General features: G+C 60.7%; 25 protein-coding genes. 14 read left to right on the top strand and 11 right to left on the bottom strand.

The genetic code is table 11. From position 1 onward, the window contains the following. Nucleotides 1–67: 67 nt before the first annotated feature. On the bottom strand, nucleotides 68–583 hold the full coding sequence (locus QOL84_RS02385) for a methylated-DNA--[protein]-cysteine S-methyltransferase (protein ID WP_283436014.1): 516 nt from the start codon (nucleotides 581–583) through the stop codon (nucleotides 68–70). A 152-nt stretch (nucleotides 584–735) separates the two neighbouring features. Here QOL84_RS02385 and ggt point away from each other — a divergent pair, with 152 nt between their 5' ends. Further along, on the top strand, nucleotides 736–2,463 hold the full coding sequence (ggt, locus tag QOL84_RS02390; protein ID WP_283436015.1) for a gamma-glutamyltransferase: 1,728 nt from the start codon (nucleotides 736–738) through the stop codon (nucleotides 2,461–2,463). A gap of 66 nt (nucleotides 2,464–2,529) precedes the next feature. Then, nucleotides 2,530–3,066 (top strand): cysteine hydrolase family protein, encoded by a 537-nt coding sequence (locus QOL84_RS02395; RefSeq protein ID WP_283436016.1) that lies wholly within the window; start codon nucleotides 2,530–2,532, stop codon nucleotides 3,064–3,066. Nucleotides 3,067–3,731: 665 nt separating this feature from the next. On the opposite strand, the gene QOL84_RS02400 is transcribed toward QOL84_RS02395, so the two are convergent. Further along, nucleotides 3,732–4,373 carry a TetR/AcrR family transcriptional regulator gene (locus tag QOL84_RS02400; RefSeq protein WP_283436017.1) on the bottom strand — a complete coding sequence of 214 codons (642 nt, stop codon included), beginning with the start codon at nucleotides 4,371–4,373 and terminating at the stop codon, nucleotides 3,732–3,734. 142 nt (nucleotides 4,374–4,515) lie between these two features. On the opposite strand from QOL84_RS02400, the gene QOL84_RS02405 reads away from it, so the two are divergent. Continuing rightward, nucleotides 4,516–4,974 (top strand): GNAT family N-acetyltransferase, encoded by a 459-nt coding sequence (locus tag QOL84_RS02405; RefSeq protein ID WP_283436018.1) that lies wholly within the window; start codon nucleotides 4,516–4,518, stop codon nucleotides 4,972–4,974. On the opposite strand, the gene QOL84_RS02410 is transcribed toward QOL84_RS02405, so the two are convergent. Continuing rightward, entirely contained in the window at nucleotides 4,965–5,273 is a 309-nt protein-coding gene (locus QOL84_RS02410) for a DUF7693 family protein (RefSeq protein WP_283436019.1), read from the bottom strand. The genes QOL84_RS02405 and QOL84_RS02410 overlap by 10 nt on opposite strands. A gap of 159 nt (nucleotides 5,274–5,432) precedes the next feature. Between QOL84_RS02410 and QOL84_RS02415 the strand changes: the two genes are divergently transcribed. Further along, nucleotides 5,433–6,878, top strand: a complete 1,446-nt coding sequence (locus QOL84_RS02415) for a SulP family inorganic anion transporter (protein ID WP_283436020.1) — start codon at nucleotides 5,433–5,435, stop codon at nucleotides 6,876–6,878. A gap of 184 nt (nucleotides 6,879–7,062) precedes the next feature. Here the strand turns inward: QOL84_RS02415 and QOL84_RS02420 are convergent, their stop codons facing one another. Next, entirely contained in the window at nucleotides 7,063–7,575 is a 513-nt protein-coding gene (locus QOL84_RS02420) for a carboxymuconolactone decarboxylase family protein (RefSeq protein WP_283436021.1), read from the bottom strand. Nucleotides 7,576–7,860: 285 nt separating this feature from the next. Here QOL84_RS02420 and QOL84_RS02425 point away from each other — a divergent pair, with 285 nt between their 5' ends. Then, nucleotides 7,861–8,676 carry an AraC family transcriptional regulator gene (locus tag QOL84_RS02425; protein ID WP_283436022.1) on the top strand — a complete coding sequence of 272 codons (816 nt, stop codon included), beginning with the start codon at nucleotides 7,861–7,863 and terminating at the stop codon, nucleotides 8,674–8,676. 4 nt (nucleotides 8,677–8,680) lie between these two features. Here QOL84_RS02425 and QOL84_RS02430 read toward each other — a convergent pair whose 3' ends face one another. Next, nucleotides 8,681–9,574, bottom strand: a complete 894-nt coding sequence (locus tag QOL84_RS02430; protein ID WP_283436023.1) for a DMT family transporter — start codon at nucleotides 9,572–9,574, stop codon at nucleotides 8,681–8,683. Between the two features lie 90 nt (nucleotides 9,575–9,664). Between QOL84_RS02430 and QOL84_RS02435 the strand changes: the two genes are divergently transcribed. Both QOL84_RS02435 and QOL84_RS02440 read left to right on the top strand, forming a co-directional pair. Next, nucleotides 9,665–10,996 (top strand): aminotransferase-like domain-containing protein, encoded by a 1,332-nt coding sequence (locus QOL84_RS02435; protein WP_283436024.1) that lies wholly within the window; start codon nucleotides 9,665–9,667, stop codon nucleotides 10,994–10,996. Between the two features lie 84 nt (nucleotides 10,997–11,080). After that, on the top strand, nucleotides 11,081–11,473 hold the full coding sequence (locus tag QOL84_RS02440; protein ID WP_283436025.1) for a c-type cytochrome: 393 nt from the start codon (nucleotides 11,081–11,083) through the stop codon (nucleotides 11,471–11,473). Nucleotides 11,474–11,547: 74 nt separating this feature from the next. Here the strand turns inward: QOL84_RS02440 and QOL84_RS02445 are convergent, their stop codons facing one another. Then, nucleotides 11,548–12,438 carry a LysR substrate-binding domain-containing protein gene (locus tag QOL84_RS02445; protein ID WP_283436026.1) on the bottom strand — a complete coding sequence of 297 codons (891 nt, stop codon included), beginning with the start codon at nucleotides 12,436–12,438 and terminating at the stop codon, nucleotides 11,548–11,550. A 160-nt stretch (nucleotides 12,439–12,598) separates the two neighbouring features. On the opposite strand from QOL84_RS02445, the gene QOL84_RS02450 reads away from it, so the two are divergent. Further along, nucleotides 12,599–13,900, top strand: a complete 1,302-nt coding sequence (locus QOL84_RS02450; RefSeq protein WP_283436027.1) for an NAD(P)/FAD-dependent oxidoreductase — start codon at nucleotides 12,599–12,601, stop codon at nucleotides 13,898–13,900. A 51-nt stretch (nucleotides 13,901–13,951) separates the two neighbouring features. Beyond that, nucleotides 13,952–15,040: a polyamine ABC transporter substrate-binding protein gene (locus QOL84_RS02455; protein WP_283436028.1), complete on the top strand. Its 1,089-nt coding sequence runs from the start codon at nucleotides 13,952–13,954 to the stop codon at nucleotides 15,038–15,040. 121 nt (nucleotides 15,041–15,161) lie between these two features. Here QOL84_RS02455 and QOL84_RS02460 read toward each other — a convergent pair whose 3' ends face one another. Then, entirely contained in the window at nucleotides 15,162–16,850 is a 1,689-nt protein-coding gene (locus QOL84_RS02460) for a sensor domain-containing diguanylate cyclase (RefSeq protein ID WP_283436029.1), read from the bottom strand. A 171-nt stretch (nucleotides 16,851–17,021) separates the two neighbouring features. Here QOL84_RS02460 and QOL84_RS02465 point away from each other — a divergent pair, with 171 nt between their 5' ends. Continuing rightward, complete coding sequence (locus QOL84_RS02465) at nucleotides 17,022–17,357, top strand: hypothetical protein (RefSeq protein ID WP_129394472.1); 336 nt, start codon at nucleotides 17,022–17,024, stop codon at nucleotides 17,355–17,357. A 74-nt stretch (nucleotides 17,358–17,431) separates the two neighbouring features. On the opposite strand, the gene QOL84_RS02470 is transcribed toward QOL84_RS02465, so the two are convergent. Together QOL84_RS02470 and QOL84_RS02475 are read right to left on the bottom strand one after the other, a co-directional pair. Next, nucleotides 17,432–17,872, bottom strand: coding sequence for a phage infection protein (locus tag QOL84_RS02470; RefSeq protein ID WP_283436030.1), 441 nt, complete (start codon nucleotides 17,870–17,872; stop codon nucleotides 17,432–17,434). Nucleotides 17,873–17,994: 122 nt separating this feature from the next. Further along, the gene (locus QOL84_RS02475) at nucleotides 17,995–18,564 is read right to left on the bottom strand and encodes a chorismate mutase (protein ID WP_283436031.1); all 570 of its coding nucleotides are present in this window, start codon (nucleotides 18,562–18,564) and stop codon (nucleotides 17,995–17,997) included. Between the two features lie 199 nt (nucleotides 18,565–18,763). Here QOL84_RS02475 and QOL84_RS02480 point away from each other — a divergent pair, with 199 nt between their 5' ends. From QOL84_RS02480 to QOL84_RS02490, 3 genes are all read left to right on the top strand, one after another. Continuing rightward, nucleotides 18,764–20,122, top strand: coding sequence for an MATE family efflux transporter (locus QOL84_RS02480; protein WP_283436032.1), 1,359 nt, complete (start codon nucleotides 18,764–18,766; stop codon nucleotides 20,120–20,122). A gap of 174 nt (nucleotides 20,123–20,296) precedes the next feature. Continuing rightward, on the top strand, nucleotides 20,297–21,295 hold the full coding sequence (locus QOL84_RS02485; protein ID WP_283436033.1) for an acyltransferase family protein: 999 nt from the start codon (nucleotides 20,297–20,299) through the stop codon (nucleotides 21,293–21,295). Nucleotides 21,296–21,389: 94 nt separating this feature from the next. Beyond that, the gene (locus tag QOL84_RS02490; protein WP_283436034.1) at nucleotides 21,390–21,947 is read left to right on the top strand and encodes a YceI family protein; all 558 of its coding nucleotides are present in this window, start codon (nucleotides 21,390–21,392) and stop codon (nucleotides 21,945–21,947) included. 15 nt (nucleotides 21,948–21,962) lie between these two features. Here QOL84_RS02490 and QOL84_RS02495 read toward each other — a convergent pair whose 3' ends face one another. Together QOL84_RS02495 and QOL84_RS02500 are read right to left on the bottom strand one after the other, a co-directional pair. After that, nucleotides 21,963–22,175: a YXWGXW repeat-containing protein gene (locus tag QOL84_RS02495; RefSeq protein WP_283436035.1), complete on the bottom strand. Its 213-nt coding sequence runs from the start codon at nucleotides 22,173–22,175 to the stop codon at nucleotides 21,963–21,965. 42 nt (nucleotides 22,176–22,217) lie between these two features. Continuing rightward, nucleotides 22,218–22,541, bottom strand: coding sequence for a YXWGXW repeat-containing protein (locus QOL84_RS02500; RefSeq protein WP_129394465.1), 324 nt, complete (start codon nucleotides 22,539–22,541; stop codon nucleotides 22,218–22,220). A gap of 255 nt (nucleotides 22,542–22,796) precedes the next feature. On the opposite strand from QOL84_RS02500, the gene QOL84_RS02505 reads away from it, so the two are divergent. Continuing rightward, the gene (locus QOL84_RS02505) at nucleotides 22,797–23,483 is read left to right on the top strand and encodes a GNAT family N-acetyltransferase (protein ID WP_283436036.1); all 687 of its coding nucleotides are present in this window, start codon (nucleotides 22,797–22,799) and stop codon (nucleotides 23,481–23,483) included. The last annotated feature ends 12 nt before the right edge of the window (nucleotides 23,484–23,495 follow it).

The following is a 23,495-nucleotide window of genomic DNA, read 5'->3' on the forward strand; positions in this document are numbered from 1 at the left end:
AGCGCTGCCGGGCTTTTTTGTGGGTTGGTGAAGATCAAAAGATCGCAGCCTGCGGCAGCTCCTACATTTAGAAGCCTTCCAAACGTCCGGTGGTTCCTGGCCACTGCCCACCTTCAAGCACCAACAGCCGCTCTTTTGCCTCAAGGCCTCCGGCAAATCCGGTCAGTTTTCCGGATGCGCCAATCACCCGATGACACGGCGCGACGATGGAGATCGGATTACGCCCGTTCGCCGCACCCACCGCTCTTACCGCTGCAGGATTGCCGATCTGCTCGGCGATCTGGCTGTAGGTGCGTGTTTGGCCAAACGGAATGGTCAGCAATGCGGCCCAGACCTGTTTCTGAAACGCCGTGCCGGCGAAGTCCAGTTCAAGATCGAAGCAATCGCGCGTACCGGCAAAATATTCTTCGAGCTGCCGGGCGGTTTTCAGCAGGATCGGATTGTCCGGCGCTGCGCTCATCGGCCCGAGGGGCACGCGGTTCGGTTTGTCGTTTTCCCAGAGGATGGCCACCAGTCGTGCGCCGTTCGCGACCAGCTTCAGCTCGCCGACCGGCGAGGGCAGGGTGATGAACGTGTAGGGCATGACGACAGGCTCCGGCGCAAAGTGTGAACGGCGTCCAGCATAGCGCCCGTGCAGGGAGGCGCAATACGCAAAGCCGACCATACTGCTTGTTGCTCTTGAAGCGTTCCCCTGGGTTTTGCCCAACTCCTAAAAACAAAAAAAGAGATCGACTCATGAAGTACGAACCTTTGGCCAAATCGCTGATAGCGACCTCACTGGCACTCAGCTGCCTCATGGCTCACGCCGCCTCGGTGGCACCGGTTGCCGCCGAAAACGGCATGGTGGTCACCGCGCAACACCTCGCCACTCACGTTGGCGTCGACGTCTTGAAGAGCGGCGGGAATGCCGTGGATGCCGCTGTTGCAGTGGGTTATGCGCTGGCGGTGGTGTATCCCGCCGCCGGTAACCTGGGCGGTGGCGGTTTCATGACCATTCAATTGGCGGACGGGCGCAAGACCTTCCTCGACTTCCGCGAAAAAGCTCCGCTGGCAGCGACCGCCAACATGTATCTCGACAAGGACGGCAACGTCGTCCCGGATCTGAGTACGCGTGGCCATCTGGCCGTCGGCGTGCCGGGCACCGTGTCCGGCATGGAGCTGGCCCTGAGCAAGTACGGCACCAAACCGCGCAAGGAAATGATCGCGCCGGCCATCAAACTGGCTGAAGACGGTTTTGAACTGGAGCAGGGCGACGTCGAACTGCTGGACTACGCCACCGATGTGTTCAAAAAGGACATGCGCGATTCCGGTTCGATTTTCCTGCACAACGGCGAGCCGATGCAGGTCGGGCAGAAACTGGTGCAAAAGGATCTCGGTAAAACCCTGCGGACGATTTCCGAAAAAGGCGCCGACGGGTTCTACAAAGGCTGGGTGGCCGATGCCATCGTGACCTCCAGCCAGGCCAACAAGGGCATCATCACCCAGGCCGACCTCGACAAGTACAAGACCCGCGAACTGGCGCCAGTGGAGTGCGATTACCGTGGCTATCACGTGGTCTCCGCGCCACCGCCAAGCTCCGGCGGTGTGGTGATCTGCCAGATCATGAACATTCTTGAAGGCTATCCGATGAAGGATCTGGGCTTCCATTCGGCCCAGGGCATGCACTACCAGATCGAAGCGATGCGCCACGCTTACGTGGATCGCAACAGCTACCTCGGCGATCCGGATTTCGTCAAGAACCCGATCGAGCACCTGCTCGACAAGAACTACGCGACCAAACTGCGCGACGCCATCCAGCCACAGAAGGCCGGTGTGTCGGCTGAGCTGAAACCCGGCGTCGCACCGCATGAAGGCAGCAACACCACGCACTATTCGATCGTCGACAAGTGGGGCAACGCAGTCTCGGTCACCTACACCCTCAATGACTGGTTCGGCGCCGGCGTGATGGCAAGCAAAACCGGGGTGATCCTCAACGACGAAATGGACGACTTCACCTCCAAGGTCGGCGTGCCGAACATGTACGGCCTGGTGCAGGGCGAAGCCAACGCCATCGCCCCGGGCAAGGCGCCGCTGTCGTCGATGAGCCCGACCATCGTCACCAAGGACGGCAAAGTGGTGATGGTGGTGGGCACACCGGGTGGCAGCCGGATCATCACCGCGACCTTGCTGACCATGCTCAACGTCATCGACTACGGCATGGGCTTGCAGGAAGCGGTCGATGCGCCACGCTTCCACCAGCAGTGGATGCCGGAAGAAACCAACCTCGAAGACTTCGCCGCCAGCCCGGATACGAAGAAGATCCTCGAAAGTTGGGGGCACAAGTTTGCAGGTCCCCAGGATGCCAACCACATCGCCGCGATTCTGGTCGGCGCGCCGTCACTGGGCGGTAAACCGGTCGGCAAAAACCGCTTCTACGGCGCCAACGATCCACGGCGCAACACCGGGTTGTCACTGGGTTACTGAGGGGCGTAAAAAGGGGGCGGAGTCATATCCGCCCCTGTCTCAAGGACTGATCAAGGAAGGCACACCATGACCACCGCATTGCTGATCATCGACGTCCAGCGCGCCCTCTGCTCGGGCGAATACCAGTGTTTCGACATTCACCGCGTGATCAATACGATCAATGACCTCAGCGGCCGTGCGCGCAAAGCCGGCGTGCCGGTGGTGTTGATTCAGCACGAAGAAAAGGGCAGCCCGCTGGCCCATGGTGCTGACGGCTGGCAATTGGCCGAAGGCCTTGAAACAAGTGCGAAAGACCTGCGCGTGCGCAAGACCACCCCGGATTCGTTCTACCAGACTGATTTGCGCAAGCTGCTGCCCGGCGAAGATTTCGAGCAACTGGTCATCTGCGGCCTGCAAACCGATTACTGCGTCAATGCCACCGTGCGACAGGCCCATCAACTGGGTTATGACGTGGTGCTCGCCGCCGATGCGCATTCGACCATCAACAACGGCAACACCAGCGCCGAAGACATCATCGCCGAACACAACAAGGACCTCGCCCACCTGACCGGCTCCGTGGCCCGAATCGACGTAAAACCCGCCGCCGCCATCACCTTCAAATAACCTCCCGAGCCACTGCAGGAGCAACGCGTGCTCGCGAAACCGGTGTGCCTGTAACGCATGTGTTGGCTGACACGACGCCTTCGCGAGCAAGCCCGCTCCCACAATAAATGGGGTATTCACTGATTCCTGTGCCCGGCCTAAGCCCACTCCCACAACAATGGGGGTGTTTACAGATTCCTGTGCCCAGCATAACTCCCCTGTGGGAGCGGGCTTGCTCGCGAAAGCGGTATGCCTGTAGCGCATGTTTTGGCTGACACGACGCCTTCGCGAGCAAGCCCACTCCCACAACAATGGGGGTGTTTACAGATTCCTGTGCCCGGCAAAACTCCCCTGTGGGAGCGAGCCTGCTCGCGAAGGCGGCAGCACTGACAACACTCCGCTGGCATAATGCCGCCGCCCCGAAGAATGGAATCTGTCGATGTTGTCTTGCAAACTCTGCTACGTAGCGTCGAAACAGTCGCTGTCGATTGATTACGACCTGCTCAGCCTAGGCGTGGCGCGGACTGAGCAGGAAAACGAGCTACCGCACACGCTGCTCAAAGGCGATTATCAGACGTTGTTGCAAAAACGGACGGTGAAACTTTGCCGCTGGATTTCATGCCCTGACACCCTGCGGCGAGGTACTTGGCGAACATCCTTGGGGCTGCCTCGCAGCCCCGCGTCATTCACGTCGCAAACAACCATCCACGTGCACTCTCCACGGGTTCCGACACCACCCCCTCCAGCACCATTCGCGTAATCGTCTCCGCCGCCGTCTGGTAATCCTCATCCTGCGGATCGGGTCGACCGGTGATGCAGCCCATCTGCCAGCCGATGTTGGTGTACGTGCGCGTCGCCGACCAGATGAACAGCATCAAATGTTGCGGATCCACCGGCGCGAGCAAGCCGCGCTCGATCCAGCTGCGCAGGCATTCGACATTGCGCCGCGCTTCGGCGTGCAACAGGTCGCGACATTCGTCGGGCAATTGTCGGCCACCGAGCAACAGTTCGCCGCTGAACACCTTGGCAATCGCCGGATGTTCCCGGGCGATGCGAATCCGCGCCGCCACGTAGGCACGCAGACCAATCAGCGGATCATCGCTTTCACGTAGCACCGCCGAAGCTTCCAGCAGCGGTTCGACAAAACCCAGCAGCACTTTGCCGTAGAGGTTTTCCTTGGTCTGGAAGTAGTAATACAGGTTGGCCTTGGGCACCCCGGCACGGGCCGCGATGTCGCGAGTCTGGGTGGCGTCGAAGCCTTTGGCGGCGAATTCTTCGCTGGCGGCGGCGAGGATCAACTGCTCGTTACGTACGCGTATGGCACTCATGGAGACACGAATTGATTGGACGGCATGGAAAGCTTCTGGCGATTTCGGTTTCGCAATATACAAAACTATATAGCGGTGAATCCAGCATACTCGACGCGCAGCGCTATGCTGGTTCGATCATTGATGTAAAAAAGGAGGGGAAATGGCCATTCAGGCATTGCGCGCGGGCGCTGCACAGCTGGACGCGGTGGCGCAGTTATTCGACGCCTATCGAGGTTTTTACCAGCAACCGCCGAATCTTGAGCAATCACGCGCGTTCATCGCCGAGCGCATGGCCGGCAATGAATCAGCGATTTTTCTGGTGCAGGATGAGTCCGGCGCGGCGCTGGGATTTGTGCAGTTGTACCCGACGTTTTCGTCGATCGACGCCCATCGCACCTGGTTGCTCAGCGATCTGTTCACCACGCCCGCTGCCCGTGGTCGCGGGATAGGTCGCTTGCTGATGAACACGGCGCGAGAGTTTGCACTGCAGACCGGCGCCAAAGGCCTGATGCTGGAAACCGCCACCGATAACGTCACGGCGCAGGGTTTGTACGAGTCGCTGGGGTACGTGCGCGACAGCGGTTACTACACCTACCTGCTCGATTTGCGTCAGGGTTGAGTGGCTTCGCGCAGTAACGTTTCGATCTGCGCCAATTCCCAGGTGCTAAGCAAACTCACCGGATCGGTGCCGTAACGCTGCCAAGTGTCGAATGCGCCATGCCTGCCATCGCCAGTGCGGGCGTGTTCACAGTGATGTAATCGGCCATCTGCAAAATCCAGCAGCAGAGACCAGCCGTCGATGTCGACCGCGACCATCCCGGCCGCGTTCGGCCGCTCGCAGACGTTGAACGCCAGCACGCCGAGCGCAGCGTCACGCAAACGCTGGCACACTTCGCGGGCGGTAATAAAAGAGCCCATGTTTCAACTCGACGAACAGAAGAGCGCGCCAGCATAAAGCCGAAGTCGACAAGTGTCAGCGATCACTGGCCCGATCCCGGACATTTCCGTAACATCCGCACCCCTCAAATCCCGCGAACATCTGCGGCCGCGCACGGCGGCCGCTCAGTCAGGTACAGCATGAAACCGATTCGTCTGCGCGCCGATGTCCTGGCCGGACTCACCACCTCGTTTGCCCTGTTGCCCGAATGCATTGCGTTCGCGCTGGTGGCGCACCTCAATCCGTTGATGGGCCTGTACGGCGCCTTCATCATTTGTACATTGACCGCGTTGTTCGGCGGACGGCCGGGCATGGTCTCCGGCGCGGCCGGTTCGATGGCGGTGGTGATCGTTGCGCTGGTGGTCCAGCACGGCGTGCAATATCTGCTGGCGACGGTGCTGCTCGGCGGCTTGATCATGATGGCGTTCGGACTGTTGCGCCTGGGCAAACTGGTGCGGATGGTGCCGCACCCGGTGATGCTCGGCTTCGTCAACGGCCTGGCGATCATTATCGCGCTGGCGCAACTGGAGCATTTCAAAAGCGGCGAAGCGTGGCTCAGCGGTACGCCGTTGTACTGGATGACCGGGTTGGTGGCGCTGACCATGGCCATCGTTTACGTCCTGCCGCGCCTGACCAAAGCGGTGCCGCCGGCGCTGGTGGCGATCCTCGGCGTCGGTCTGCTGGTCTACCTGTTCGGCCTTCCGACGCGCACCCTCGGTGACATGGCGCACATTGCCGGCGGCTTGCCGACGTTGGCCTTGCCGGACATCCCGTTGACCTTCGAGACCCTGCGCATCATCGCCCCGTACGCGATTCTGATGGCGCTGGTCGGCCTGCTGGAAACCCTGCTGACGCTTAATCTCACCGACGAAATCACCGAAACCCGTGGCTACCCGGACCGCGAATGCGTGGCGCTGGGCGCGGCGAACATGGTCTCGGGTGCATTCGGTGGCATGGGTGGTTGCGCGATGATCGGCCAGACCGTGATCAACCTCAGCTCGGGCGGGCGCGGGCGTCTGTCCGGGGTGGTCGCGGGCGTGCTGATTCTGTTGTTCATCCTGTTTCTGTCACCGCTGATCGAGCGCATTCCGCTGGCGGCGTTGGTCGGTGTGATGTTCGTGGTGTCGCAGCAGACCTTCGCCTGGGCGTCGTTGCGCGTGATCAACAAAGTCCCGCTCAACGATGTGCTGGTGATCATCGCGGTGACTACCATCACCGTGTTCACCGATCTGGCCACCGCCGTGCTGTGCGGGATCATCATTGCCGCACTGAATTTCGCCTGGCAGCAGGCCCGCGAGCTGTACGCCGATGAACATCTGGAGGCGGACGGCAGCAAGCTCTATCGCCTGCATGGCACGCTGTTCTTTGCCTCGACCACGCCGTTTCTCCACCAGTTCGACCCGGCCAACGACCCGCAAAAGGTCACGCTGGATTGCCGGCATCTGAGCTTCGTCGATTACTCGGCGATTGCCGCACTGAAAACCCTGCGCGAGCGCTACGCCAAGGCCGGCAAGCACCTGCAAGTGTTTCACCTCTCGGAACGCTGCAAAAAACTGCTGAAACGCGCCGACATCCATCACGACTGACACACCCCGTGTAGGAGCTGCCGCAGGCTGCGATCTGTTGATCTGGTCTTTAAAAACCAAGTCAAAAGATCGCAGCGTGCCGCAGCTCCTACAGGGAGTGGGTTAGATGGCGGGGAAGTCGATGTCCGTCAGCGCGGGGTGGTTTGGATGGCGGGTAAATCGATGTCCGTCAGCGCGGGGTGGTTTAGATGGCGGGGAAATCAATGTCTGTCAGGGCGCTGTTGTTCAGGTAGTTGGTCAGCGTCTGCACCGCCACCAGCGCGATCACTTCAATGATTTTCACGTCGTCGATCCCGGCAGCGCGGGCGGCGGCGATCTGCTCGTCGCTCAAGTGCCCGCGCGTCTCGGTCAGTTGCTGGGCGAGGGCTGCGTAGGCGTTCAATTCGCCCTGACGCGCCGCGCCGATCTCCTGCGCCGACAGCCCGGCCTTGCCGGCAAACAGGGTGTGCGCCGCCAGGCAATAATCGCAGCCGTTGACCTGGGAGGTGGCGAGGTACACGGCTTCTTTTTCCTTGGCGCTCAATGAGGTCTTGCCGAGGATCGCCGAGGCTTGCACGTACGTTTCCAGCGCGACTGGGGCCTTGGCCAGGGTCGTGAAGACGTTGGGCAGGAAGCCGATTTTCTTCTTCACACCCTCCAGCACTGGACGGCTGGCGTCGGTGGCGTTTTCGAGGCTGATGGCGGTGATGCGGCTCATGGTGATTCTCCGAAAGTCCGGCGCGAAATGCGCCGGCGATGGAGAGGATGTTAGGGATCGCGGATGGTGCTTTGGCGGCAAATCGTCGAGGATATGCGACAGATCGTCCAGAAATGCCCGCGCACTGATAAATTTATGCTGACATGGCGGACGCCTTCGCGAGCAAGCCCGCTCCCACAGGGGAAATGCGTTTCAAATGTGGGAGGGGGCTTGCTCGCGAAGATCGCGCCACGGTATCGGCGGTGAAACTACACAAGCAGCAGCCAGATACAGCCGGAGTCGACCATGGATCGCCTGTCTACGTTACTCAGCCACTTCGGCGTCAATGCCGGCACCTTCCACAGCGGCGCGTTTTGCGGTGTCGCCGTGCATGAAGGCGAGCCGGCCGGCCATGTGCATCTGTTGCAGTCCGGTGAGTTGCTGCTCAAACCCGGCAATGGGCGTGAGATCAAACTCAACGAGCCTTCACTGATTTTCTTCCCTAGACCGTTTCCCCATCGAATGTTTGCCGACGAAGCCACGAACACCCAAGTGGTCTGCGCCACGCTGACGTTTGACGGTGGTTCAGGCAATGCGCTGGCGTCGGCGCTGCCGGATTATCTGGTGCTGAAGCTCACTGAAATCCCAGAGCTGGGCGGCACCCTCGAATGGTTGTTCAAAGAAGCCTTCGAAGGCCATTGCGGGCGTGTCGCGGTGATGGACCGGCTGTTTGAATTACTGGTGATTCTGCTGTTGCGCCACCTGATCGGCAGTCGTGATCAGCAGCCGGGAATGATGGCCGGGCTGGCCGATCCACGGTTGTCGCGCGCCTTGAGCCTGATGCACGAGCAACCGCAAAAGCCGTGGAGCGTGGCCGATCTCGCGACCGCGGCCAACCTGTCGCGCGCAGGTTTTGCCGAGCATTTTCGCCGTGTAGTCGGGCAGACTCCGGCGGATTATCTGCTGAGCTGGCGGGTCAGCCTCGCGCAAAAGCGTCTGCGCGAGGGCAAGCCGATTGCGCTGATTGCCGAAGAGGTCGGCTATGAAAGTCCCTCGGCGCTGGCCCGGGCGTTTCGTCGCAAGACCGGGCTCAGCCCACGCGAGTGGAAGGCTGGCGCCTGAGTGCTTATCGGGCGAATTTCTTCGCCCCGGCCACACACAGAATCACCCCCAGCGTCACGGCGAGCATGCTGAGGCTGACCTGCTCGTGCAGCAATGTCGCCGCCAGCGCCAGGCCAAAAAACGGTTGCAGTAACTGCAATTGCCCGACAGCGGCGATCCCGCCCTGAGCGAGTCCGCGATACCAGAACACGAAGCCGATCAGCATGCTGAACAGCGAGACGTAAGCCAGACACAGCCACGCCGACAGGCTGATGTGGCTGAACGAGGCGGGCGCCAGCCACAGGCTGAGCAGCGCCATCAATGGCAACGACAGCACCAGCGCCCAACAAATCACCTGCCAGCCGCCAAGGGTTCGCGACAGTTTTGCGCCTTCGGCGTAACCGAGGCCACAGGCCACAATGGCCGCGAGCATCAGCAGATCACCGGTGGGCGAGGCAGTCAGTCCCTGCGACAGAGCGAAGCCGACCACCAGGGCACTGCCAAGCAGCGAAAACAGCCAGAACACTGACCGTGGGCGTTCGCCGCCACGCAGCACGGCGAAAATCGCCGTCGCCAGCGGCAGCAGGCCGACAAACACAATCGAATGCGCCGATGTCACGTGTTGCAGGGCCAGCGCGGTCAACAGCGGAAAGCCGAGCACCACGCCCATCGCCACGATAAACAGTGACAACCATTGCTGGCGCGCCGGGCGGCGTTGGCGAAACAACCACAACAGCGCCACCGCGAGGACGCCGGCGATGGCCGCACGCATCACCGTGAGAAACACCGGATCGAACTCCAGCACCGCCAGGCGCGTGGCCGGCAGCGAGCCGCTGAAGATCACCACGCCGATGAAGCCATTGATCCAGCCGCTGGTTTTTTCCAGCGCCGGGGTAGTCAGATGGGTGGTTCGTTCCATACGAGGTCGCGCTCAGAGGTGGGTTGCATTGGCGCAATCCTATGGCTGAGAATCAGCACAATCAAAGAATTGTCATGGATACATCCCGGCATGCCGCGCTCCCGCTACAAGACCCTCGTTGACACCTTTGCGGCAGATATTCGTTCGGGGCAACTGGCGCCAGGAACGCGCTTGCCGACGCATCGCCAATTGGCCACGCAGGAGGGCCTGGCGCTGGTCACCGCTTCCCGGGTTTACGCCGAGCTGGAAGCGATGGGCCTGGTCAGCGGCGAAACCGGGCGCGGCACCTTCGTGCGCGAAACGTCGCTGGCGCCGGGGCAGGGCATCGATCAGAAAGACGTGGCGGTCGGCATGATCGACCTCAATTTCAATTACCCGTCATTGCCCGGTCAGGCCGACCTGTTGCGCACGGCGTTGCGCCAACTGGCGTTGTCCGGTGACCTCGAAGCCTTGTTGCGTTATCAACCGCATGCCGGCCGCTCGCACGAGCGCGCCTCGGTGGCGCGCCATCTGCTGAGCCGTGGCGTCAACGTCGACGCCGAGCAGGTGCTGATCGTCAACGGCGCCCAGCAAGGGTTGGCGGTAACGCTGATGGCGCTGCTCAAGCCTGGCGATGTGATTGCGGCGGATGCGCTGACTTATTCCGGGTTCAAGGTGCTGGCCGAAGCGCTGCATCTGGAAGTCGTGGCGATCCCGATCAACGATCAGGGACCGGATCTCGCCGCGCTGGACAAGCTCTGCCACAGTCGCTCGGTACGTGCCGTCTACAGCATGCCGACGCTGCACAATCCGTTGGGTTGGGTGATGCCATTGGCGCAACGCGAGCAACTGGTGGCGATTGCCCGTCGGCATGATCTGATCCTCATTGAGGACGCGGCCTACGCGTTTCTGGTCGACAACCCGCCAGCCGCGCTGATCGACCTGGCACCGGAGCGCACCCTGTACGTCTCGGGGCTGTCGAAAAACATCGCCACCGGCCTGCGCGTCGGCTTCATCGCCGCGCCGGCGCAGAAGGTGCCGGCGCTGGAGCGGATCATTCGTGCCACGACCTGGAACACCCCAGGTGTGATGACGGCGATCGCTTGCGGCTGGCTGGATGACGGCACTGTCACCGCGCTCGAAGAGCAAAAGCGCAACGACGCCAGGGCGCGGCAGGCGTTGGCTGCAAAACTGCTGAAAGGATTGAAAGTCATCGGCCATCCGGCCTCGTACTTCGTGTGGCTGCCGCTCCCGGAAGACGTGCGTGCTGATCAGATCGTCGTCGAGTTGATGCACGCACAGATTTCGGTGACCAGCGCCGAACCGTTTTCAGTGTCGGCGCATGTGCCGCATGCGATACGTCTGGCGCTGGGCTCGGTGGACATGGAGGTTTTACGTCAGGCGTTGATCACGGTCAGAAAAGTCATCGGCGCTTATTTGTAAAAACCGCTCTAGCCCGAGAGCAAGCGCCCTCGCCACAAAATGGTAGCCTTGGCACAATTGCATGACACCGTTCTGGATGGCCCGATGAAAAACACCGCGTCACTGTTCCTTACCCTGATGTTCAGCGCAGGCCTGTTCAGCAGCATCGCCCAGGCTGCGGGCGATCCCGAAGCCGGTGCGAAAATCTTCCCGCGCCTGTGCGGCGGCTGCCATCAGGTCGGCGAATCCGCGCGTCCGGGGTTCGGCCCGCAACTCAACGGCATCTTCGGCCGACCCGCCGGCACATCGGCGAACTACGTGTATTCCGAGGCGATGAAAAATTCCGGGGTGACCTGGGACCGGGACACGCTGACGGCCTATCTGAAAGATCCCAAAGGCGTGGTGCCGGGCACGCGCATGATTTTCTGGGGCCTCAGCGACGAAGAGAAACTCGATAATCTGTTGGCCTATCTGCAAACCTTCCCGGCACAACTGTAGGAGCTGCCGCAGGCTGCGATCTTTTGATCTTGTCTTTAAAAACAAAATCAACAGATCGCAGCCTGCGGCAGCGCCTACAGGGGGATTTTGGTTGTGGCTTGGTTGGCAAACCATTGCATGACCAGCGCGCAGGCCGGATGCGATGCAGCTTCCGGTTGCAGGCACAACGCATAAACGCCGCCAGTGCGCAGCGGTTCACCGAATGGCACGACCAGCAAACCGCGTTCGATCGACTCCGCCGCCAAGGTCATGTCCGTCACCGCCACGCCCAATCCCCGCGCCGCCGCATCCAGAGCCAGCTCATCGAGGTTGAACGGGATGTGCCGGTATTCCTCCAGCGGTTTTCCCTCGTTTGCTGCCAGCCATTCGATCCATGCCTGACGATCCGCCGAGCGATGCAGTAATGGAAAGCGCCGCAGTTCTTCCACCGATCGAGGCGCGTCTGCCAGGTTCGGTGAACACACCGGCACCAGCGTTTCTTCGAACAGCGTCAGGCAATCGGGATCGCTGGACGGCTGCGGCAGATAGACGATGTAGGCGTCACTGTCGCTCGCCGGCTCGACCACCTCGGTGGCGACGGTTTCAATCGCCAGTGACACCTCGGGATGGCGCAGGTAAAAGTCGCTGAGTTTCGGCAGCAGCCAGCGCACCGCGAGCGACACATGCATGCGAATGCGCAACGGGCGCTTTTGCGGGGCGAGGCGTTCTTCCAGGGTTTTCAGTTGGTCAAGGATGCTGCGGGCGCTGGCCAGTACCTGTTCGCCTTCCGTGGTCAGGCGCAGGCTGCGACTGGTGCGGATGAACAATGGCACATTGAAGTGATTTTCCAGTTGCTGGATCTGCCGGCTTACCGCGCTTTGCGTCAGGCAAAGGCTTTGTGCCGCGCTGGTAAAACTGCCGCAGCGGGCGACTTCGACCAAGGCTTGCAGGGCTTGCAGTGAGGGCACGTGGCGGATTTTATCCATGCGTTTTCCGAATGGCTCGATGATTTTATAACGTTGGTTTGGGCGACGAAGACCTTATAGATTTTAGCTCTGGCGGCAATCTTCTCAAGCAGCTCATGCGATTCACGCATGGCCGGTGTGCAGAAGCAAGCCGCAGAACGACAGTCGAATGAGGTGGTGCATGGAAAACGTATGTGGCTGGATCGCGCAGGCTGGCAGCTCGCCGGAACGTGGTCGCCTGAGTGGTGCGCAGAAGGCCGACTGGCTGGTAATCGGTGGCGGCATCACCGGCCTCAGCGCCGCGCATACCCTTGCCGAAATGCATCCGCAGGCGCGCATCGTCGTGGTTGATCGGCAGCGGGCGGCGCAAGGCGCATCGGCACGCAACTCGGGATTCGTCGTTGCCCATGAGCATCCGGCGCACAGCGAACTGATGGGCGCGCCTGGCTTCGCCGGGTTTGAAATCGACACGAGAATTTCCCGCGCTGCCAGCGAGGAAGTGCGCCAACGCATCGCCCGCCACGGCATCGAATGCGACTTTCGCGACAGCGGTTATTACTTTGCCGTCAACGATCGGGCCAAGCTCGACCAGGTCGACGCCAAACTGGCGACCCTGCGCGCCCTCGGCGCCCGTGCGGAATTTCTGCAAGGCGCGGCATTGGCGCAAAAGCTCGGCACTTGCCACTACGAGGCGGCGATCTGCTGTGGCAATGGCAACGCGTTGTTGCAGCCAGCCAAGTACGTGAAGGGCTTGCTCAATGCCTTGCCGGGCAGCATCACCGTGTACGAAAACACCGACATCAGCGGTCTTGAACGCCTGAGCCAGGGGCGTCTGCGCGCCAATGCCGTAGAGGGCAGCATCGAAGCGAAAAAAGTCCTGGTGTGCCTCAACGCTTTTATTCCCCGGGTCGGAATCGCTGACAGCGCCACGTTCCCGATGGAACTGAGTGCCAGCCTGACGCGGCCCCTCACCGATCAGGAGTTCCAGGCCATCGGCGCCGTCGAGCCTTGGGGCGTGCTGTCGACGCGGCCGCTCGGGGCCACGGTGCGGTTGACCCCGGATCGTCGGGTGATGATCCGCAACACCGCCGAATACCGTACGCGCGATCTCTCCAACAGCGAACTGGCGGTGCGCCGTCAACACCACGTTCGCGGCTTGCAGCGACGTTTTCCGTTCCTCGGCGAACAAGACATCGACTACTCCTGGACCGGTCACTTGAGCGCGAGCCGCAGCGGCCAGGCGTTTTTCGATCGGGTCGAGGAGGGCGTGTTTGCCGTGGCCGGCTGCAATGGTTCCGGCGTTGCGCGCGGCACGTTGTGGGGCCGCCTGTTGGCGGAGCTGGCGTCGGGCGTCGACTCGCCACTGTTGCAATCAGTGATGCAGCGGGCCGAACCGGGCTGGCTGCCGCCACGTCCTTTTTTCGATATCGGTGCCATGCTTCGCATGCGCGTGGAGGCGGTCAGGGCCAGAACAGAAATCTGAATTTCCGCCTATCACACAAGAACAAAAGCCATTCCCTACAGGTGACAGAACATGCGCATCCACCGACTTTCTCTGGCAATCGCCCTCGCCGCAACGACAGCGAGCGCTTGCGCCGACGAAACCGTGAACATCTCCAACTGGAACAGCTACATCGCCCCTGACACGTTGGCCAATTTCACCCAGGCCACCGGCATCAAGACCACTTATGACATCCACGACAGCAACGAAGTGCTGGAGTCGAAGTTGATGACCGGCAACACCGGCTACGACGTGGTCAGCCCGTCGAACCATTTTCTCTCGCGGTTGATCAAGGCCGGAGCGATCCAGAAACTCGACAAGTCGCAGTTACCCAACTGGAAAAACCTCGATCCGGTATTGATGCAGAAACTTGAAGTGAACGACCCCGGCAACCAGTACGGCTATCCGTATATGTGGGGCACTGCCGGCATCGGCTACAACGTCGAGAAGATCAAGGCGATCTTCGGCAACACCGATGTCACGCATTCCTGGAAGATGTTTTTCGCCGAAGAAAACATCAAGAAACTCAGCCAGTGCGGCGTTGCGATCATTGACAACCCGACGCAGGTGTTGCCGATCACCCTTAATTATCTCGGCTTGCCGCCGCACAGCCACGAACCGGACGATTACAAAAAGGCCGAACAGGCATTGCTGAAGATCCGTCCGTACATTCAGTACTTCCACGCCTCGAAATACATCAGCGACCTGGCCAACGGCAACGTCTGTGCGGTGATTGGTTTCAACGGCGACATCGTTCAGGCAGCGGCGAGCGCCAAGGAAGCGAAAAACGGCATCGACATCGCTTATTCGATTCCCGACGAAGGCACGACCTTGTGGTTCGACATGCTGGTGATGCCAAAAAGCGCACCGCATGAGCACAATGGCTACGCCTATATGAATTACCTGCTTGAACCGAAAGTGATCGCCAACATCAGCAACAGCATTCACTACGCCAACCCTAACGCGGCGGCCAATGAGTTCCTCAACCCGGACGTGAAGGAGGACGCGGCGATCTACCCGCCGAAAAGCGTGATGGAGAAACTGTTCACCGTGGAAGAATTGCCGGCGAAGATCGCACGCCTGTCGACGCGGTTGTGGACCAAGCTGAAAACCAATACCTGAGCCAATTCAATCCAACCCAACCTGATGCGACCTGACGCGACGTTACCTGTAGGAGCTGCCGCAGGCTGCGATCTTTTGATCTTGTTTTTTACAATCAAAAAATCGCAGCCTGCGGCAGCTCCTACAGGGTCGTGGATGTGGATGTGGATGTGGGCGTGGTGTTGTGGCTGGCGACTTGATTGCGGCCCGCCGCTTTTGCCTGATACAGCTGTTGATCGGCGCGTTTGATCAGCGCCGTGTGGCTGTTGTCTGCCGGGTCCGCCAGAGCGACGCCGATACTCACCGTCACATGCCCGACCTCCGGGAAGTGCGCCGCCGCAATCGCCGTGCGAATCTTCTCGGCGACCACTTCAGGGGTATCGGGCTGGGCAATTTCCGGCAGCAGCACCGCGAACTCTTCGCCGCCGTAACGGGCGACGAAATCGGTGGTGCGCAGGCTGCTCTCAATCAATTGCGCCAACTGCTGCAAAACCTCATCGCCGATGGCATGGCCGTACGTGTCATTGATGCGTTTGAAATGGTCGGCATCGATCAACAGCAGGGCAAACGGGCGCCCGGTCCGGCGCGACAGCAGCGTGTATTCGCTGATCTTTTCGTCGAAACGCCGGCGGTTGTAGACGCCGCTCAAGGCATCGTGCGTTGCCAGGCTCAACAGTTCGGCGTTGGCCTGAGTCAGTGCGGCGGTGCGCTGCGCCACGGTCGCCTCCAGCGAAGCATTGGCTTCCTGCAACTCGCGCTCCTTGCCGAGCAGCGATTGCGTCATCGCATCGATGGATTGGCCGAGCTGGGCAATTTCCCGCACCGGATGCTGCAACGGGAAATGCGCGCCGGGCTGGTTGTCCTGCACCTGCTTGGCCGAGCGCGCGAGCTGCTCGATCGGCCGGCTCAGGTACAGCGCCAGATAATAGGCAACGAGGCCGAACACCACAGCCGCCAAGACACCGGCGATCAGCAACTTATACAGCAGCAGACGCGCCGGTTGCAGCGCGGTTTCCAGTGGCTGGCGCACGGCAATCGACCAGGACAATTGCGTGCTTGACGGAGTCGGCACGGTGACCATGCTGGTCAGATAACCGTTGCCCACCGTCCAGCCCGGCGACTTTGCATCACTCACCGGTAATTGCTGGCCCATCAAGGCCTCGGGGTACAGCACTTTACCGTCGTGATCGATGATCAACGCCTCGATATCCGGCGCCGAACTCTTATGCGAAAACGTCGCCGATTCGACAATGTGCGTGACCCAGTTCCAGTGCGCGTGCGCGCCCAGTACGCCAATAACCTGGCCGTCGGCGTTACGAATCGGTGCGGCGAAATCGATAAAACGCAGGGGTTCGCCATTCGGCAAACCCGGCAGCAGTTTGGCCAACAACACGGCTTCGTGCGGATCGCCGGTGTATTCGCCACGCAGTCCGGCCTGGAACCATGGGCGCTGCTGCACCGATTGACCGACCAGCAAACCGTTCACCGCTTGATGCACCTGGCCTTCGGCATCGGTCACGCCCATCCACGCATATTCGGCGCGGGCCTGCGTGCGCAATTGCATCGACTTGAGAATCGCCGGGTTATCCAGATCGCCGCGCTCAAGATGTGGCGCGCGGCTGAGCAGATAAACCTCCAGCTGCCGCTCACGCAATTGTTCGCCGAGCAACGCCGCTGCCGAGCGCGCGGTATTGAGCAACGCATTGCCGCTGGCCTGCTTCATCTGTTCGGTGGCGATATGGCCGACATAGAAGCCCACGCTCAACAACGTCAGCAGGGACAAACCGGCAAACCAAAGGGTGAGATGGCTACGCAGACTGGCTTTGAACATGGGCAATGGCTGTCTTGATTGGCGTGGCGCCATGGTATGCGACATCGCCAACGGGCTGCCAGCGAAGCGCTAGATGAAACTTTCCCAGGTTGATACCAATGAGCCACTATTTTGGGTAAGGTGTGCGCCGCTCGAGAGACGGATCCCGGGCGTTTTCCATGGAGTTCTACAGTGAAGTATCTCAGCAAAGTAGTCGCCGCCGCCCTGTTCGGTGCGGTTCTGGCAGGTTGCACCGGCACCCCGATGAACACCCAGCATTACGACAGCAGCCAATACACCGTGGTTGGTCACAGTGAAGCCACCGCCACCGGTCTGCTGCTGTTCGGCGTGATCCCGATCCAGCAGAACAACCGCTTCGTCCGCGCCCAGACTGCCGCGATCAAAGCCAAGGGCGGCGACGCCATGATCAATACCCAAGTCCAGGAAAACTGGTTCTGGGCATGGGTCCTGACCGGCTACACCACCAAGATTTCCGGTGACGTGGTCAAGCTGAAGACCGTGCAATAAGCCACGGTTGAACGCAAAAAAGCCCGGCTGATCAGGCCGGGCTTTTTTGTGGGTGTTGCGGTAGAACGATTGATTCAGGCAACACGGCGTTCGAGCAGACGATCAGAGCCGCCTTCGGCAACACGGCGTTCGAGCAGACGATCGGAGCCACCTTCAGCAACACGGCGTTCGAGCAGACGATCAGAGCCACCTTCAGCAACACGGCGTTCGAGCAGACGGTCGGAGCCACCTTCAGCAACACGGCGTTCGAGCAGACGATCAGAGCCACCTTCAGCAACACGGCGTTCGAGCAGACGATCAGAGCCACCTTCAGCAACGCGGCGTTCGAGCAGACGGTCGGAGCCACCTTCGGCAACGCGGCGTTCGAGCAGACGGTCGGAGCCACCTTCTGCAACACGACTTTCAATCAGCTTGTCCGAACCGCCTTCGGCGATCATGGTGTGGGCCGGGGTAGCGGCAAAAGCGTTAACTGCGAAAACCGAGAAAGCGATGCTGAGAAGGGTTTGGCGTTTCATGATCGTGTGCTCCAGAAGTTGTTTGTTTGTCTGGAGCCGATCTTACGCCGAGGATTTTTTATGAGAACTTCATTGACGTGATGGTGACTATCGACGCCAGCGATGGTTGACCCAGCCCCGATTTACGGGGCCTTCGCGCGAATACACAACTCACCGGTGGCACGCGTCAGCGCCAGTTCATGCAACGCATCCTTGGTCAGGCCGCTGCGTGCCTTGGCCAGCCACGCCGGGCAGTTCGGGTCTTGGCGATACGGTAGGAAAGCGGCGTATTGCTGCAGCAGCCGGGTTTGCAATTCGTCGAGCCGTGGACGAATCTGCTGACCGAGATCCGGGCGCGGCGTATCCGGTGCGGCACCGGCCGCCTGCCATTGTGCGAGCAGACCGTACTGCACCAGTTTATTTGCCTCCATCTGCGCCCCGATCAACTGCGCGACATCCTCCGCGTCGAGCTTGCGCTCGGCGGCCAGCGTGCGCGCATTGGCGATGACCTGCGCCTCGCGCGGGCTGTCCTGGATGGGTTTGCCGCTGTCCCATTTAGTCAGCGCAACGAGGTCGCCGGTGTTCAGGCGTTCGTTCAGGGTTTCCAGCAACGGCTTTAACGATTCCGGGGGCGCTGCGGCGGTGGCGGCGTGCGCACCGCTGGCCAATAAAGCGAGGAGGGAGCAGCTCAGCAGGTGGCGAACGTGGGGCATTAATCAGGCCTCGATCAGTAAAAAATGCAAGGCGTGTTGTTTATCACAGCTGCCGCTCCGCACCTACCGGCCCTTACCGAAAAAACAAGCAATGGAGCAGCCAGTCGACACCGATTTGAAATGTTAATTGCGCCCCGCGAGCAAGTCACCGAAGCTATCCTGTCATAGCCCTCCCGCCGTCGAGATGGACCTCCATTCAATGCAAACCGCCACTGCCGTCAAACCCCTCTGGCACACCTACCTGCTGTTCCTGGCCCCCATGGTGCTGTCCAACTTCCTGCAATCGATGTCGGGCACGGTCAACAGCATCTACATCGGCCAGATGCTCGGTACCCAGGCGCTGGCGGCGGTGTCCGGGATGTTTCCCATCGTGTTCTTTTTCATTGCCCTGGTGATCGGCCTTGGTGCCGGCGCGGGCGTGTTGATCGGTCAGGCGTGGGGCGCGCGCGAACCGCACATGGTCAAGGCAATTGCCGGGGCGACGCTGTTGCTCGGGGTGTTGATCGGTCTGGTGGCGGCGGTGTTCGGCAGTGTGTTTGCGCGCCAGGCGTTGAGCGGGCTGGGGACGCCGGCGGATGTGCTCGACGATGCGGTGGCGTATGCCCATGTGATGATGTGGATTCTGCCGTCGTTGCTGGTGTTCGTGTTGTTCACGCAGTTGCTGCGCGGGGTCAGCGACACGCTGTCGCCGTTGCTGGCGCTGATTGTGTCGACCTCGGTCGGCCTGGCGCTGACGCCGGCGCTGATTCGCGGCTGGTTCGGCCTGCCGCAATTGGGCATTCAGAGTGCGGCGTATGCCGGTCTGGCCGGTAACCTCGCGGCGATGGCGTGGTTGGCGTGGCGGTTGATTCGCAAGGGCCATCCGCTGGCGCCGGACCGCGAGTTCTTTGCCGCACTGCGACTCAACGGAGCGATTCTCGGCAAGGTGTTGCGCATCGGCCTGCCGACCGGGGTGCAGATGATTGTGCTGTCGTTGTCGGAGCTGGTGATTCTCGCGCTGGTCAACCAGCACGGCTCGCAAGCGACGGCGGCGTATGGTGCGGTGACACAGATCGTCAACTACGTGCAGTTCCCGGCGTTGTCGATTGCGATCACCGCGTCGATCCTTGGCGCGCAAGCCATCGGTGCCGGACGCCTGGAACGCATGGGACCGATTCTGCGCACCGGGCTATTGATCAACGTGTGCCTGACCGGCGGTCTGATCGTGCTGGGCTATCTGCTCTCGCATTGGCTGCTCGGGCTGTTCCTCACCGAGGACTCGACCCGGTTGATGGCCGAGCATCTGCTGCAAATCATGTTGTGGAGCCTGTTGGTGTTCGGTTTCCAGGCGATCATCGGCGGGATCATGCGTGCCAGCGGTACGGTGCTGGTGCCGGTGGCCATCGCGATTATCTGCGTGGTCGGCGTGCAATTGCCGGCGGCCTACTGGCTGGATGCGCAATATGGTTTGCCGGGTGTGTGGATGGCGTTTCCGGTGGCGTATCTGGGGATGCTGATCTTGCAGACGCTGTATTACAAACTGGTCTGGCAACACCAGAAGATCGAACGACTGGTGTAGGAGCTGCCGCAGGCTGCGATCTTTTGATCTTTTGATCTTGCGCCGGCGTAATAAAAACAAGATCAACGGATCGCAGCCTGCGGCAGCTCCTACAGGGATGGATATTTTGCTGTTGTCCGGGGAGAAAGCATCGTAGGTTACGCGCCATAACGATAAGGACGTTTGAGGGTGTAAATGGGGGCTTTTCGACTGCTGTTGGCGGTGCTGGTTGCCGTTTCGCATATGGGCGTAACGTTCTCCGGGCTCAATCCCGGTGTGGTGGCGGTGATTTCTTTTCTGATCATCAGCGGTTTCGTCATGACTTCGCTGATCGAGCGTAACTACAGCTCGACCGGTAAAATCGCCTCGTTCTATCTCGACCGGGCCTTGCGCCTGTATCCGCAGTTTTTGTTCTACTTCATCGCGTCGTGCATCGTCGTGCACGTGCTGATGCCCGGTTCGGCGCCTGACCTCGAACTGACGGTGCCGCGCGTGGCCGCGAGCCTGTCCATGGTGCCGCTGGGTTTCTATATGTTCGGGGTTTCGAGCCTGTGGATTCTGCCGCCCGCGTGGTCGCTGGGGCTGGAGATGTGTTTTTACCTGGTGATTCCCTTTCTGCTTATCTTCAAGTGGCGCGGCGCGGCGTTCGCCTTGTCTGTCGGCGTATTTGTGCTGGCGTGTTTCGGCTACATCAACACCGATTACTACGGCTATCGCTTGTTGCCGGGCGTTCTGTTCATGTTTCTGTGCGGCAGCTATCTGTACAAAGCCAACAGCAGAGGAATGGCAGTGGTGGCCGCGACAACGATCGGCGCAGGGTTGCTGTTCGCGGCGATCATGGCGGGCGTGATCGAGCGTCAGCCCTACAACGCCGAGGTGACGTTGGGCACCGCATTGGGAATTCCAGCGGTGTATTGGCTGAGCCGGCTCAAGTATCACCGGGTCGACGAGTTTCTCGGCAACCTCAGTTATGGCGTGTTTCTCAATCACTTTGTGCTGATTTACGCGCTGCACGGTTTCTGGTCGGGGACGTACGACGCCGCAATCATTCTGGGCGTGTTGCTGGTCGCCTTTTCGCTCAGCTACCTGACTTACTACTGCATCGAACGGCCGGCGTTGAAATTGCGCCATCGGCTTCGGGCAGGCGTGCGAGCGGGAGCAACTGAAACGCGCAGCGCTGAAGCGCTGCTCTGATCCCAGGCGCGCCACGGTGGCAACTGGCGTAACCGGTGGATGTTTGCTTAAGTCAATCGAGGCCCATGACGTCTAGCGCTGTCCGGAGAATCCCATGTCGTTGCGATTGCTGCCAGCCGCTGCGTTTGTCCTGTGCGCCATTCCCGCTGCGCAAGCCGTCGAATACACACGGGTCAACACCCACGCCAGTCAGATCAGCTTCACCTACAACCAGATGGGTTCGCGGATGTACGGCACCTTCGGCAAGTTCGAGGCGACGCTGGATTTCGACAGCGAGCATCTCGACCGCGCCCACACCACCTTGCACATCGATCTGGCGAGCATCGATGCCGGTAGCGAGGATGCCAATACCGAACTGGTGAAACCGGCGTGGTTCGACACGGAAAAATTCCCCATGGCCGTGTTCGAATCGAGCCACTTCACCGAGGTCGCGCAAAACCGCTACCTGATTGCCGGCCAACTGACCCTCAAAGGCATTACCCGCGAGGTGCAAGTGCCGGTGGAATTGAAACCGGACAACGCGATCGGCATCTTTGACGGCGAACTGTTGCTCAAACGCGACGAGTTCGGCCTCGGCGCGGGGGAGTGGGCGGACACCGTGGTGTCCAAGGACATCGCGATCAAGTTCAAGGTGGTGGCGCCACAGCAGTGACGCCACGCGCGCCCATCAATACGCGCGCCAGTGCCCTGGCATCCAGCGCCACTGATTACCGGCCCAACGATAGTGGCCGCCGATCCAGTGATAACCCGGCGCCGGCATCACCGTTACCACTTCCACTGGCGGCGGAGGCCGATGTGGGCGGGCCGGCGCGACGACGCAACCGGACAGGGTGATTGCCACCAGCGTGGCGCCTAGCAGTGCTTTCAGATTTCTCGGCATAGAGGTTTCCCGGCAGATGAGGTGAGCAGGCGCTGGGGCAAATCAACGCACCCAATGCCCTTCGATCCAGAACCAGTTCGGCCCTCGAGCCTGCCAGTGGCCCGGTTTCCAGCGGGCGCCATAGCGCACCGGTTGCCAGTGCCCGGGCATCCACACATAACCGCGTCCTTGCCAACGCCAATGGCCCTGATCCCAGACATAACCGGGACGCGCGCCGGGCATCACTTCCATGCGCATTGGCGGCGGGGCTTGCTGGACGATCACCACCGGTTGCGCAAACACCGGCGCGCTGCTCAGCGCGGCAAGCGTCAACGGCACCAGCAACAGGGATTTCCGCCATTTCGACAGGGAACGCAACACGCTCATGACAACTCCTCGAGGCCTGCGTCGAAAAGTGAACGCAGCTGAGCAATTGGACGCTGAATCGGCGAAAGATCGCGTCTGGCGCGGATGAAATTTTTGTCAGGGACGCAGTGCGTGTGATTTAGGTTTTATGCCGGGCGGTTCGAAGTAAAAAAACTTCGGTTATTCGCGAGCAAACGCTGGTCCCGTCACCACAGTTACAAGCTCAGTTGACCCACAAGGTATGATGTCGCGGTTTTCCGTCGGAGCTCACCCACCATGCCACGCATCACCCACTTCAAATCCCCATGCCCCGAAGGCGTCAACAGCCAGATTCTGCAAATGGTCGTCGATTACCTGACCGACATCAGCGCGGTCGGTCTCGGCCCGAGCAATCTGCTGTACAACGTCTATCAATACGCGGTCGGCTATGAGGTGCATCTGTATCTGGAAGCGCTGAGCGGCGAGAAGGGCACTGAGGTGGAATTGTTGGTCGCCACGGCTGAGAAAGACCCGGAACAGGTCACCGGTTTCCTCTTGTACCTGCCAGTGCAGGGCGATTGGGAGGCGTGCAGCGTTGCCTACATGGCGGTGCGCGAAGGGCATCGGCGTCAGGGCGTGGCGCGGGCGCTGATCAGCGAAATGGTCGGGCGTTATCCGCATGCCGAACTGGCCTGCACGGTCGGCAAAGTGCCGTATTTCGAAGCGATGGGCTTCGAAGTGATCGGCTCGCGCGAGACGCAGGTGCTGATGAGCACCCGGCATTACCGCAGTAACGGCTTGCGCGGTTTTATCGACACCACGCCGATCTACCGCTCGCTGGAAGTGCAGCAGATACACACCTATCTGCTGCAAAAGAACGGCAAGCGCGCCATGCTCGATGCCGAGAAACAGCGCGACCGGCATCTGGACCAGACCACCCGCCACGCCGAAGAATTCGTTCGTCAGCGCCTGACGGTGCACTGATTCGCGCACCCA

The organism is Pseudomonas helmanticensis (assembly GCF_900182985.1).
In the GTDB taxonomy this organism is placed as follows: domain Bacteria; phylum Pseudomonadota; class Gammaproteobacteria; order Pseudomonadales; family Pseudomonadaceae; genus Aquipseudomonas; species Aquipseudomonas helmanticensis.